The organism is Phaeobacter sp. BS52 (assembly GCF_045040595.1).
GTDB lineage: Bacteria > Pseudomonadota > Alphaproteobacteria > Rhodobacterales > Rhodobacteraceae > Phaeobacter > Phaeobacter piscinae.
Map to the genome: position 1 here is coordinate 108,278 of NZ_CP090664.1, position 13,179 is coordinate 121,456.

Consider the following 13,179-nt stretch of genomic DNA (forward strand, 5'->3'; position numbering starts at 1 on the left):
TTTGTCACGGGTCAGCCACGGGGCCGGAGCAGATCAGCCAGCCCGTCACCGATCAGTGAAAATCCGATACCCGTTAAGACGATGGCGATGCCCGGCATCAGGCTCAGCCACCAGGCTGTGGTGATGAAATTGCGCCCCTCAGCGATCAGCACACCCCATTCCGCCTGCGGTGGCTGCGCGCCCAGACCGAGGTATCCCAGTGACGATCCCAGAAGGATTGCCAGCGACATATCCGTCATCCAGTAGACAATCACCGGGGTGATCGCATTGGGCAGGAGGTGGCGAAAAATAACCCGCCGGTCGGAATACCCCATCACCACCCCTGCTGAGGCATAATCGTTGCCCATCTGGGTGATCACCTCGGCGCGCATCAGGCGTGCGTAATACACCCAGCCGACCACTGTGATGGCGATATACATGTTGACCAGTCCCGGCCCCAGTACGGCAACAACCGCAATCACCAGAACCAGAAACGGAAAGGTGATGACCGCGTCCACCACCCGGCCAAAAATCATGTCCGCAATACCACGATAATATCCAACCAATGCGCCTATGGTGACGCCAATCAGCATCGCAAAGACCGTGGCCAGAACCGCCATCTGCATATTCACCGAATAGGCCGAGATCACCCGGCTCAAACTGTCCCGGCCCAACATGTCAGTGCCAAAGGGATGCGCCCAGCTCGGCGGCTGGCGCACCGCGTTATAGTCAATGAAGTTGGGATCATATGGGGCGAACAGCCCCGGCGCGATGGCCAGCAGCGTCGAGACTGCGATAATCGCGACACCAATCATGAAGCCGGGTTTGCGCAGGGCAATCTGCCACCGGCTCTGCTGCGGGCGCGTCGCCTCGGGCGACTGGAGTGTGGCATCAGTCATGTCAGACGCATCCTCGGGTCTAGGGCGCTTTGGATCAGATCGGTCAGCAGGAACACGATCGACACCAGCACGGCAAAGGTCAGGGTCAGCCCCTGGATCAGCGGATAGTCACGGGCAAAAATCGCCTCCAACATCAACCGGCCCACCCCCGGAACGGCAAATACCGTCTCGGTAACCAAAGTGCCGCTCATTAGATTGCCAATGGACAAACCCAGCAGCGTGACCGTGGAAATCAGCGCATTTCGCAGCACGTGCCGTCCAAGGATCTGCCAGGCCGACAGCCCTTTGGCGCGGGCAAATTCAACATATTCCGCATCCACCACCTCAACGATGGCCGACCGCAGGTTCCGCATGATGATCGCAGAGGTATAGAGCGCCACCGCCACCGACGGCAGAAACAGGTGGTAGAGCCGTTCCGCAAAACTGTCGCCATATCCGCCCACCGGGAACCAGCGCAGCTGCGCCGCCAGAAAGGTGAGCAATATCAGTCCAATATAAAACACCGGCATCGACAGACCGACCTGAAAGACGGTTCGGATCACCGCATCTGGCCAGCGCCCCCGGTTGAGTGCCGCAACAAAAGCCAGCGGCCCCGCGATCAGCACGGACAAGGCCACCGCATAGGTGGTCAGAAACAGCGTCGTTGGCAGGCGACTGGCAATCACATCTAGCACCGGTGCGCGCATCAGGATCGAACGCCCCAGATCCCCCTGAACGGTGTTGGACAGGAATTGCCAGAACTGGATCACCAGGGGTTGGTTCAGCCCCAATCGTTCGCGAATGGCAGCCAGATCAGCGTCAGACGCACGATCCCCTGCAATGGCGATAGCCGGATCCCCCGGCAACAGGCGCACCAGCAAAAAGATGATGATCATGACCAAAAAGAAGGTCACCGCCATCAGCGCCAGGCGCTTGAGAACATACTGAATAGTGGCCATTTCGGCATCCGTTCATCGGCGCCGTCAACCAGGTGGGTTGACGGCGCTTGGTTGTCCAAAGCAGTCGATCAACGGTTGATCGACGCCTCCTCGAACAGGTTGTTGCCCAACGGCGTCTGCACATATCCGCTGACACTCTCGGCCACGGCCACGGCAAACGGCGTCTCGTACATGAACAGCAATGGCGCCGCCTCTGCATAGATCGATTGCATCTCGGCGTATTGGCCAGCGCGGGACTCTGCATCCATTTCCGTCGCCGAGGCTTCGAACAGGCTGTTGAACTTCTCGTTCTCCCAGCCCGTGCCAACTGCCTTCGCCGTGGGGAAATAGCCCAGCCAACCGGTGACCTGACTTGGATCATTCACGTCATTGACCCAGCCATAGGTGTGGATGTCGAACTCGCCCGACCGGTTTTTGGCACCACGGGTGGCATTGTCCACCTGCTCCACCTTCAGCTGGATGCCCAGAGGCGCCCACATCTGCTGCAGCGCTGCAAAGATGGTGCTGTCATCAGCGGAACCGGCCAGAGTGGTAAAGGTGATCTCAGTGCCCGGTGCCAGACCGGCCTCGGCAATCAACGCCTTGGCCTTGTCCATGTCATACCCGTAGAGCGGATCGGTCTCAGTGGCCAGCTGCGTCGCAGCCGCCATCAACGGCGAGGTCATCGGCTTGCCAGCCCCCTGCAGCACCAGGCCAATCAGCGCCTTCTTGTTGGTGGCATAGTTCAGCGCCTGGCGCACGCGCGCATCGGCCAGTGGGTTGGGTGACCCATCCGCTCGCGTCGGACGCGTATTGATCGGCGAGTAGATAATCCGGGTTGACGGGAACAGATTCATATCAATCTTCGGATCCGCTTCCAGCTCAGCCACGCGTGAAAACGGGATAAACTCTGCCGCGTCCATCTCGCCCGCCTGCAGCTTCAGGATGCGGGTGGCGTCATCCGGAATGATTTCAAAATGCACACCCTCCAGATAGGGCAGCGGTTTGCCGTCCGCACCTGCGCGCCAGTAGTGTTCATTGGCGCAGAAATCCATCGAGGTCCCTTGTTCAAACCCGCAGAGGTAAAAGGGCCCAGTGCCAACGCCAGCATTTTTCGCGGCAAATATAGCAGCGGATTTCTCCTGATCGGTCGCGCCATCGGCGGCCTCGAACATCGCCTTGGACACAATGCCGGTCGTGAAGGTGGCGAGCATCGACAGGATCGTGGGGTCGGGCGCCGAAAGCGTCAGCGTGATCTCACTGCCATTATTGGCAACTGTATCCAATGTTCCGAGAAGACCCGCCCAAGGGCTCAGATCAGCATCACGCGCGCGATTTAGCGAAAACACCACATCTTCTCCAGTGAGCGGCGTTCCGTCGGAAAATTTGATGCCCTCGCGCAGGGTCAGCGTCACGGTGGTGCCATCTTCTGACACGGTATAGCTCTCGGCGAGGCCAGGTACGACGGAGTTCCCATCCTGACTGGGGCGCAGCAAGGTATCAAACAGGCTGCCAACCATCCAGATATCTGGGTTCCGATCAGCATAGATCGGGTCAATCAGCGTGGAGCCATCATAGCGGGCGAAATTCAGCACGCCGCCGCGATCCTGCGCCAGGGCTGGCGTGGTCAACACTGTGGTTAGGGCGGCCGCAGCCGCCACCAGTTTTCTTGTCATTTGTGAGATCCTCCCAGATCGATTCTCCGTCTCATGGGAGGGAGCATAGCGCGAGTTTTAAAATTACTAAAATTATTTTTAGCAAAAACGCGTTATGAGAGTATCGGGGTGCTCATTCCGCCGATGAAACCAGATCCGCACAATCCGTCAGGGTGACGCGCTCTTCATCGGCATGGTGCTGACCCAGAGTTCGACGGCTTCTTCCTCGCTCAACACAATCGAATAATGTGGTTTTGAGCAGTCATGATGGACAGTGTCCCCCGGTGACATGATATGCACAGCGTCGCCCAGATGATATTCGAGCTGTCCCGAAATCAGATAGCAGAACACCTCCCCCTCATGGCACATTTTTTCTGACACATGGCCAGGTGGTCGGTGGATGATGGACGGATAGCACAGCGCGCCTGAGAACCCCGGCCCCAGTTTCTCGTAAAGCCTGCCGTTCACGCCCAACGCGTAGGTTTGCCGATTATCCTTATGAATATATTCGCGGAATTCTTCCTCAACACTCAGCAGTTGCTCCACCGTGGTCTGCAGAGAGGCGGCAATCGACAACAGAGACGACAACGACGGCGTGCTGATGCCGCGTTCCACCTGTGAGATGAAGCCGGGCGTCAGCTCGGTTTCCTCGGCAACCTGCACCATTGTCATTCCCATCGCCTTGCGACGACGGCGGATGGCATGGCCCAACTGTTCAGGGTTGTCTTTCTTCCGGCTTCTTTTGTTGGTGCCTGCTTTGCGCGTGCCTGAGACGTCCATGTCGATATCCTGAAAATTTTGGCGAGCCTCGCATCATACCATCCAAAGCCATCAAGCCGATCATCCGGGGTGGCCTGCGGATAGCGGGACCGCGAGTGCTAGGAAAACGTATACTAAAATTTGTTGAAGTGCTACATCAGAAATAGCCTGCGATTGACCACGCGAGGCGTTTCGCTTGTTTCCAACCTCAGTGAGGCCCGATGCGCAGCACCAAGACCGTACATGTAATTTCTGCTCATGCCGAGGGGGAAGTGGGCGATGTCATCGTTGGCGGAGTTGCCCCGCCGCCCGGCGCCACCCTCTGGGAGCAGCGCTCTTTCATCGCAGAAGATCAGACCCTGCGGAACTTCGTGCTAAACGAACCGCGCGGCGGCGTGTTTCGGCATGTGAACCTTCTCGTGCCACCGAAACATCCGGATGCCGATATGGGTTTCATTATAATGGAACCAGAATTCACGCCGCCGATGTCGGGGTCAAATTCGATCTGCGTTGCCACCGTCCTGCTGGACAGTGGCATCCTGCCAATGCAGGAGCCGGAGACCCATCTCACGCTGGAGGCGCCCGGTGGGTTGGTCCGCGTCCGCGCCGAATGCAGGGACGGCAAGGCGCAGCGTATCTATGTTCAAAATGTCCCCAGCTTTGCTGGCGAAATCGGCGTTCCGTTGAATGTACCCGGGATCGGAACGCTGTATGTAGATACCGCCTATGGCGGCGACAGTTTTGTGGTGGTTCAGGCTGCGGATCTGGAGCTTGAGATCTGCGAGACAAACGCCAAAACGCTGGCCGAGATCGGCAGCCGCATCCTTGAGGCAGCCAATGAGCAGCTGGGGTTTGCCCATCCCACAAACCCGGACTGGGCGCATATTTCTTTCTGCGCATTCTGCGGACCACTCACACCGACAGCAACCGGCCTGCGCAGTCGCTCCGCCGTGACGATCCAACCCGGTAAGGTTGATCGTTCTCCGACCGGTACCGCTGTATCAGCGCGGATGGCTCTTATGCTGGCCAAGGGGCAGATGACCGCAGAACAGGACTTCGAGGCAATCTCTATCATCGGCTCAAGCTTTAAGGGCCGCATCGCGGCGCAAACCACCGTGGGTGACCTCGCCGCAATCATACCCGAAATCAGTGGGCGGGGGTGGATCACCGGCACCCACCAACACATGCTCGACCCTGACGATCCTTGGCCAACAGGCTATCGCCTGAGTGACACCTGGGGGGCGTGATGCGGATCCTCTTGATCGGTCGACCACAAAAGGGCACACCCGGCCCACCCCTGCCGAAAGGCACCAGACGCAACCACCACTGATGAGGTCTCAATGGCAGCCAGGCGTGCCATCTCCCGCAACACTCTCCCCGACGTTATCGCCGCTGATCTGCGTGAACGCATCCTGAGCGGCGAACTGGCGGAGGGGGAACCAATCCGTCAGGAGGCTTTGGCCGAGGAATATGACGTGTCGCGCATGCCTGTGCGCGAGGCGCTGAAACGCTTGGACGCCGAAGGTTTGGTACTGTTCACAAACAATCGCGGGGCCACGGTAACCAAACACTCGCTGCGCGAAATCGCAGAGATCTTTGATCTGCGTATTCTGGTCGAGGTCGATCTGTTCCGTCGCTCAATTCCGGCAATGACGACCACGGATTTTGCCCGATGCAGTCAGATCCTGGACGAGATGGACGCCTCCTACGACGCCGACGATGTCGCCACATGGGGCGCATTGAACCACCGCTATCATTCCGCACTTTATGCTGCGGCTGAACGCAAACTGACCAATGAGATGCTGCAGCGCCTCAGCCTCCACTCCGACCGGTTCATCCGCATGCATCTAAGCGTGATGAAACAGCGCGAGCCCGCCAAGGCAGAGCATCGCGAGCTGCTGGCCCTGGCCGAAGCGCGCGATGTCAATGCCGCCTGCGCCGCCCTGACACGGCATATTTCCCGCACCAAAGAAGAGCTGCTGACATTGGTCGCCGAAAACCGCGCCTAACCCCGGCGCTGCCGTCGACGCCAAACAGTGGGCACTGCGTGAATTCCGCAGGAAGCGCATCTTCCCCTCTTGTGAGCGCACTTAAAACCAATATATTTAGTCAGGAATTATTCAGACCGCCCGACCCGGGGTTTCAGCAGACGGATCCACCACCTATGATGCCAGTGCAGACGTTGCCCCTGCCGCAAGCGCAGGCCCCTGATGACTTGCGCCAAGCGCCCGCATTCAACGAACATGAATATAGCATTCTCAACACCTTACGTCTTGCCGCGATGGGGTGCCGAGCTGCCGCGCGCACTGACCTGTTCGAGGCCTGCGCCCTGCTCTGCGTTGATGGCGAAGACGCCAGGCGCACCTATATCGACACATTTGTAAAATGCCTGCCTGAGGCAATGCCGCGCCGAATCAAATGGTTTCGCCCCGGCACCACAGAGATCTCATTCGACGAAGCTTGGGTGTTGCGCTGCCTGTCACGCGTCTCTGCGCAGGATTACGACAGCCTCGGCTTTCTACTGAGGTCGCAAATCGACCCCGCCCGTCGCCGTTACATCGGGTTTTTGCTGGGGCGTATTTCCGAGCAATTTCCTCAGATTTAGAATCGTTCTAAAAACTCTTGATCTATGCGTCGTGTCGGGTATTGTATGGCTTACAGCAAGCCAGCTTCCTGCCAGCCAGCTATTTTATTACGGAATAATGGGGAACACGATGACACAGACCGCTGCTGCACTTTCGACCGATGCAAAAACAGCAATCGCCGACGCGCTGAACCAATCCGTGGCAGAAACCGCTGTCACCACGATGCTGGCCCAGAATTTTCACTGGAACGTCAAAGGTATGGCATTTGGCCCTCTGCATGATCTGTTCCAAAAGATCTACGAAGATCACTTCCTCGGACAAGATGATCTGGCGGAGCGTGTGCGCGCGCTGGACGTCCACGCCGAAGGGACCTTGGCCGGGATGCTGAAACGCTCCAAAGTGGCCGAGCATGACGGCCATGCCACAGATCAGGAAATGATCCGCATCATGATGGAAGCACAAGAGACGTTGGCCTCAACTCTCGCGGGCTGCGGTGCATTGGCCGCCGATCATGGAGACACACTGACCGAGGATCTGTGCATCGCGCGCGGTCAGACACATGAGAAATTCGCCTGGTTCCTGCGCTCACATCTTGCAGGCTAAGCCTCAGCAAATCAGGTTTGGCAACACTAGATTGATCGCGGTCAGAGTATTTCCTCGGCCGCGATTTTTCGTTTCTCCAGCTTTTTGCGGTAGGCGATATCCCAATGGGTGTATTTGCCCAACTGCCCCTGCTGCGAGGTCAGCATGGTGACAAAGGCCCGCCGATGGCTGTCCTTCTTCAACCCCTTGAAGAGTGATTTTTGCGCTTTGGTCATCGAACAGCCGATGCAGTGACCCTCACGTTTGAATTTACAGACATCAATACAGGGGCTGGGCGTCTTGGGCATATCTGACCTTATGCGTTACCGGGCAATTCGGCACACACATGGGATGACTCCGACGCCACTGCAACCATAAAGACGAGTGTTTTTGTCGATTTTAAACAATTCTGCGCCCAACCGCAGCGCAATTGGTCAAACGGCCAACGTAATTGCCTTGCTTCTGGTATAGGCATCCAGACCTTCCAGCCCCTTCTCTCGCCCGAACCCCGATTTACGATTGCCACCAAACGGCAGCTCAATCCCGCCCGCCCAATAGTCATTGACGGTCACCTGCCCGGCATCAACCCGCCGCGCCATTCGCAGCGCAGTTGCGATATCCTTGGTATAGATACCCGCCGCCAGCGCAAATTCGGTGCCATTGGCCAATGCCAGCGCCTCTGCCTCGTCGTCAAAAACCTGAATTGCCAACACAGGGCCAAAAATCTCCTGCAGGACGGCATCATCAGTGGCCGCAAGGTTATCCAGGATGGTCGGCGCATAGAACCAGCCCGCGCCACTCTCAACATCGGTCAGAACCTCACCACCGGTGACAATCTCGACGCCGCGAGTCCGGGCGCGGCTGACATGATCAGCTATCTGCGCCAAATGCCGGGCGGAATTTACCGCACCGATATCCGGCCCGCGCAACCCATGGCCCACCCGCAACATCTGCGCCCGCGCCACCAGTTTGTCACGCACCTCGGCATGAAGACTGCGGTGGATCACCAACCGCGACCCAGCCGAACAGATCTGCCCCGCGTTTGAGAAAATTGCCCAGAGCGCGCCCTCAACCACGGCATCCACATCCGCGTCACCAAAGGCAACAAGAGGGGACTTACCTCCCAGCTCCAATGTCAGCCCGGTCACATTGGGGGCGACACTCTGCATCACACCAACGCCGGTGGCCACCGATCCGGTGAAGGTGACATGCCGCACACGCGGATCCCGAACCAGCGGCGCGCCTGCAGCAAGTCCGGTGCCCGTCACCACATTGACCACGCCCGCAGGCAGCCCCGCGCGGATCAGCAGATCGGCGATCATCAGGGCCGTGAACGGCGTTGTCTCCGCCGGTTTAACAACCGCAGAACACCCCGCCGCCAGCGGCAAGCGCGATACCGCGAACCAGGGTTGACGTCGGATAGTTCCACGGCACGATATGCGCGGTCACGCCCACCGGTTCGCGCAGGGTGAATGCAGCATTGTCATTGCCGAGGTTCACGCTGCGCCCATCCAATTTGTCCGCAGCGCCGGCGTAATATTCCAGCAGTCGGGCAGACCCCGCGATATCACCACGCGCCTCTGCCAGGGTCTTGCCGCTATCGACGCATTCAACAACGGCGAAACGCTCCGCCTCCTGCCGCATCAGCCGGGCGGCTTCGTTCAGGATGGCGCAGCGCCGCGCAGGCGGTGTCGCACTCCAGACCTCAAACCCGGCTACGGCGCTGGTGACCGCGTGATCAACATCCGCCGCATCGCCCGCAGCAAAGTCAGCAAAGGCCATGCCTCGTCCGGGGTCAAAACTCTCCATCCGCCCCCCAGCCTCAGATGCAACAGCCCGCCCATCAATGAAATGATCACGCGGCAGATCGGGCAGCGTCCCGGTCTCGAAATAGGCCGCACTCAACTGATCAGCGCTCATCGGGTATCCTCACTACAGGTGTATTTCGACGTGGCCAGCCACTCAGGATTGATCTCGACACCCCATCCCGGCACATCGCGGACCACGGCCTGCCCATCACTGATCACAAACGGGTCGGTGACAAAAAGATCGCGCTGCCAGGGGTAATAATCCGCGCCCTCAATTGAAAACTCCAGATAACGCCCGGGCAGATCAACGGCGCGCAGCATATGCATCGTGAACAGCGTCACCATCGACAGGTTTGCGCAATGAGGCGTGCAGGGAAGCCCGGCGGCAGCGCCAAGCCGGGCCACCTCCATGCTCCGCGTCATCCCGCCAAGATAGAGAATATCAGGCTGTATGATATCGACCGCGCGCATCTCGATCATGCGGTGCCAGGTCTGCAAATCCCAATCCTGCTCACCGCCTGCCACGTCCAAATCCAGCGCACGGGTCACCTCTGCGGTCTGCTCTAGCATCCAATAGGGGCAGGGTTCCTCAAAATGCTCATAGCCATACTCCTGCAGCAGCTGCCCCACCTCGATCGCGCGTTTGGGCGAGAACCCGGAGTTGCCATCAACCAAGAGCGCCACACCGTCCCCCAGTGCGGCGCGGATCTGGGGAATAATAGCCTCTGTCCGCCCCGGCCATTCGTCGCGGTCTTCGCCGCATTCGGCGCCAACCCGCACCTTGAAGGCATCAAACCCGAGATCATCGCGCAGTGCTTTCAGCCGCTCCGCCTCATCTTCAGGCGTGATGTCGCGACGCATCGACGACGCATAGGCACGGATCGGACCGGCTGATCCACCCAGCAATTCCGCAACAGGCTTCTGCGCCACCCGGCCCCGCCAATCCCAAACCGCGGTATCAAGCCCCGCCATTGCGCGCCGCAAATAGGTGCCGGGATATTTGTGCTCTCGCAGCGGGATCTCCGCGATCACCGCTTCTATCGCATCCATGCCCCGGCCCAAAGCCCAGGGCGCCACTTGCCGATGGAGAATCTCACAGGTCAGATCGCTGTTGTAGGTCGAAACCTGCCCCCAGCCCTGCTGCCCGTCCTCAGATGTCATTCGGACAAAGCCGACAAGCGGGCTGCAGAAGGTTTCAATACGACGTATCCGGGGGCCGCTGTCGTCTTTACCACGACCGGCCCCAACCGGGACAGCGCCAGATGCTGAATAGGGCGTGCTCATGCGGCCTCCAGAATAAGATCAGCGGCCCGATGGGCCAGCATCATGGTTGGGGCATTGGTATTGCCCGACGTGATATTGGGAAAGACCGAGGCATCCACCACCCGAACACCATCAAACCCATGTAGTTTCAGCTTCGGACAGACAACGCTTGTGCCGGTATCTGTGCCAATGCGGCAGGTTCCGATGGGATGAAACACCGTGCCACAGCGTTCGCGGAAATCAGCCAGGATATCCGCATCCGTCATCTGTCGCAGATCCGCCCCCATCGCCGCCTCGATCAGCCCGTCTAGCGCCGCGGTCGTGGCCAGCCGTTGACAGAGCCGCCCACCGGCAATGACCTGCGCGCGATCTTCCTCGGTTGCGAGCGAATTGGGCCGGATCAGCGGTGCTGTGGAAATATCAGCGCTACAAATATCGATCCGCCCCCGGCTTGTGGGACGGCTTGGCTGGAAGCCGAGAATAAACCCGGCAAAGGGATCGGGACGGATCACCTCGCGCTTGCCCTCCGGTGTCGTCGTATAGGTCACCGGGTTGAAGTAGAGTTGCTGATCAGGCCGCGTCAGCGATTGCCCACTGCGGAAATAGCCGCCACATTGGTTCACCGACAGCGCCAGCGGCCCCCGCCGCCGAAGGGCATAGTGCAGCGCCGCGCGGATCTTGCCCGTCAGCGGTGACAGGACATTGTTCAATGTTGGCTCAGTGGCGCGGAAATAGTAGTTGATCCCGAGATGATCCTGCAGATTGCCGCCGACCTGCGGCTGATCATCAGCGATCTCAATTCCATGCCGACGCAACAACTCCGCAGGGCCAATGCCGGATCTCTGCAACAGCCCGGGCGAGGCAACCGCCCCGGCAGAGAGAATAATCTCCCGTCCCGCTGCTATCGACATGGACCTCCCCCGCTAGCGCACTTGAACCGAAACAGCGCGGCGCCCGTCAAAGGTGATCCGTTCTACCAGAGCGTCAGTCATCAAGGTGACGTTTTTGCGCTTCAACGCGGGGGCCAGAAACGCCCGCGCGGAATGCATGCGCCGCCCGCCACTGGTATTGATCCGATAGGTCGTCGCGCCTTCACCGCTTGCATCATTGATATTATCGGTGCTGGGCAGGCCCAGTTCAGCCGCCGCCGCAAAGAAATGCCGGTTCGCCGGGTGGACCTGATCCGACACATCCTGCACATGCAGCGGGCCAGTTCCGTGACGTTGCCCATCCGGCCCCACTTGGGTTTCCATCGCCTCGTAGCACTGCCGAACAACTTTCCAGCCCCAGCCTGTGGCGCCAGCGGCCTCCCAATCGTCAAAATCCTGCGGCACTCCCCGCGCATAGACCAGCGCATTGATCGCGCCGGAGCCGCCAACACCCTTGCCACGCGGCCAATACCCTGCGCGCCCGGCCAACGCCTCCTCGCGCTCGCTCTCAAATTTCCAGTTCACCGCTGGATCAAAGAACGTCTTGCCATACCCCAGCGGCAGGGCAATCCAGGGCGAGCGCCCCCGCCCGCCTGCCTCCAGGATCAGCACCTTATGCCGCCCGGATCGGCTCAGCCGATCCGCAAGCACACATCCCGCAGATCCCGCACCAACAATGATGTAATCAAATCCCGTCACTTGCCTGATCGCCCGCATATCACCTGTCGTCAGATCGTTACAAAGCACGTGACAAATCCAGAAACGAAAAATAATTCGTCAACACCTTAAAAAAATTCGCAGCAAAGGTATTCTGGCCGAATGTATCGCGATCTTCCCCCGATGACCTGGCTTCGCGCCTTTGATGCCAGCGCCCGCCACGGCAGTTTCACACAGGCTGCGGAGGAGCTGGGCCTCACCCCCTCCGCGGTCAGCTATCAGGTGCGCGGGCTGGAGGCGCAGTTGGGACACAAGCTGTTTCACCGCGACCATAAACTGCTCAACCTGACCCGTCTGGGACATGCCTATCTGCCAATCGTGGCCAAAGCATTTGCGGATATCGACGCCACCACCTGGAATCTCTTTGGCAACGGGATCCAGCAGGAGGTGACGCTCCGCTGTCTAACCTCGCTGAACCTTCTGTGGCTGATGCCGCTGCTTGAGGAGTACAAAACACGTTATCCCGATAGTCGGCTGCGGGTGCTGTCCTCCTCGTGGAGCGAATTGTCCCAAGGGGAAGCCATCGATATCGACATTCGTTATGGTGATGGCAGCTGGCGCGATGGAGCCGTCCTACCCTTGATGCAGAACAAGGTGATCGCGGTTGCCGCGCCCAGCCTGCTTGGCAGCGCACCTTATCCCGATTTGCACAAGCTGCCGCTGATCGAAATGACCGGTGTCGTCGATACCTGGCGCCATTTCTTTGCGCGCCACACCCCGGAGGCCGCAATTCCCGAACCCGCCTACAAGGTCGATCAGTCGCTGATCGCCCTTGAACTTGCCGATCGGGGTCTGGGGGTTGCGCTGGTCGCTGATGTGTTTGCCCGCCCTTATCTGGACCGTGGCACGCTGGTGCGCGCCAGCCTCACGGAACTTTCGACCCAACATGGTCACCATCTGGTCCTGCCATCTGATCGCAACAGCCACCGCCCGGAGGTCCGAACACTTGTTGGCTGGCTGCAATCTCAGGCCCGCATCAGTGCCGAGCTGGCCCGTGCCGCGATTGCCTCTGCCCCGGCGGGCAGCTAGGGTCAGCGACGAGCGGGCCAGATTGGCGAACCGACTCATATCCTGACAATAACGCAC

The 13,179-nt window shown here is 59.3% G+C and carries 11 protein-coding genes and 2 pseudogenes; 5 read left to right on the forward strand and 8 right to left on the reverse strand.

Features of this window, described 5'->3' with window-relative positions; translation table 11 throughout:
- Window positions 1-11: 11 nt before the first annotated feature.
- The 4 genes from L0Z65_RS18295 to L0Z65_RS18310 form a co-directional block, all read right to left on the reverse strand.
- Window positions 12-878: an ABC transporter permease gene (locus tag L0Z65_RS18295; RefSeq protein ID WP_096873275.1), complete on the reverse strand. Its 867-nt coding sequence runs from the start codon at window positions 876-878 to the stop codon at window positions 12-14.
- Window positions 875-1,816, reverse strand: a complete 942-nt coding sequence (locus L0Z65_RS18300; RefSeq protein WP_392342181.1) for an ABC transporter permease — start codon at window positions 1,814-1,816, stop codon at window positions 875-877. The genes L0Z65_RS18295 and L0Z65_RS18300 overlap by 4 nt, the downstream gene beginning before the upstream one ends.
- 68 nt (window positions 1,817-1,884) lie before the next feature.
- Window positions 1,885-3,471 carry an ABC transporter substrate-binding protein gene (locus L0Z65_RS18305; protein WP_392342182.1) on the reverse strand — a complete coding sequence of 529 codons (1,587 nt, stop codon included), beginning with the start codon at window positions 3,469-3,471 and terminating at the stop codon, window positions 1,885-1,887.
- A gap of 147 nt (window positions 3,472-3,618) precedes the next feature.
- Window positions 3,619-4,230 carry a helix-turn-helix domain-containing protein gene (locus L0Z65_RS18310; protein ID WP_040182375.1) on the reverse strand — a complete coding sequence of 204 codons (612 nt, stop codon included), beginning with the start codon at window positions 4,228-4,230 and terminating at the stop codon, window positions 3,619-3,621.
- A 200-nt stretch (window positions 4,231-4,430) separates the two neighbouring features.
- Between L0Z65_RS18310 and L0Z65_RS18315 the strand changes: the two genes are divergently transcribed.
- The 4 genes from L0Z65_RS18315 (at window position 4,431) to L0Z65_RS18330 (ending at window position 7,397) form a co-directional block, all read left to right on the forward strand.
- Window positions 4,431-5,456 (forward strand): trans-3-hydroxy-L-proline dehydratase, encoded by a 1,026-nt coding sequence (locus L0Z65_RS18315; protein WP_392342184.1) that lies wholly within the window; start codon window positions 4,431-4,433, stop codon window positions 5,454-5,456.
- Between the two features lie 93 nt (window positions 5,457-5,549).
- Entirely contained in the window at window positions 5,550-6,218 is a 669-nt protein-coding gene (locus L0Z65_RS18320) for a GntR family transcriptional regulator (RefSeq protein ID WP_096873272.1), read from the forward strand.
- 155 nt (window positions 6,219-6,373) lie between these two features.
- On the forward strand, window positions 6,374-6,814 hold the full coding sequence (locus L0Z65_RS18325) for a hypothetical protein (protein ID WP_392342186.1): 441 nt from the start codon (window positions 6,374-6,376) through the stop codon (window positions 6,812-6,814).
- Between the two features lie 109 nt (window positions 6,815-6,923).
- Window positions 6,924-7,397, forward strand: a complete 474-nt coding sequence (locus tag L0Z65_RS18330; protein WP_014881656.1) for a Dps family protein — start codon at window positions 6,924-6,926, stop codon at window positions 7,395-7,397.
- A gap of 41 nt (window positions 7,398-7,438) precedes the next feature.
- Here the strand turns inward: L0Z65_RS18330 and L0Z65_RS18335 are convergent, their stop codons facing one another.
- The 4 genes and pseudogenes from L0Z65_RS18335 to L0Z65_RS18350 all read right to left on the reverse strand — a co-directional run bounded on the left by L0Z65_RS18335 (window position 7,439) and on the right by L0Z65_RS18350 (window position 12,093).
- Window positions 7,439-7,684, reverse strand: coding sequence for a DUF1289 domain-containing protein (locus L0Z65_RS18335; RefSeq protein WP_040169740.1), 246 nt, complete (start codon window positions 7,682-7,684; stop codon window positions 7,439-7,441).
- Between the two features lie 126 nt (window positions 7,685-7,810).
- A pseudogene (locus L0Z65_RS18340) lies at window positions 7,811-9,296 on the reverse strand (aldehyde dehydrogenase family protein).
- Window positions 9,293-10,468, reverse strand: coding sequence for a mandelate racemase/muconate lactonizing enzyme family protein (locus tag L0Z65_RS18345; protein ID WP_392342187.1), 1,176 nt, complete (start codon window positions 10,466-10,468; stop codon window positions 9,293-9,295). The pseudogene L0Z65_RS18340 and the gene L0Z65_RS18345 overlap by 4 nt, the downstream one beginning before the upstream one ends.
- A pseudogene (locus L0Z65_RS18350) lies at window positions 10,465-12,093 on the reverse strand (GMC family oxidoreductase). The gene L0Z65_RS18345 and the pseudogene L0Z65_RS18350 overlap by 4 nt, the downstream one beginning before the upstream one ends.
- A gap of 123 nt (window positions 12,094-12,216) precedes the next feature.
- Between L0Z65_RS18350 and L0Z65_RS18355 the strand changes: the two are divergent.
- Window positions 12,217-13,122: a LysR substrate-binding domain-containing protein gene (locus tag L0Z65_RS18355; protein ID WP_405112709.1), complete on the forward strand. Its 906-nt coding sequence runs from the start codon at window positions 12,217-12,219 to the stop codon at window positions 13,120-13,122.
- The last annotated feature ends 57 nt before the right edge of the window (window positions 13,123-13,179 follow it).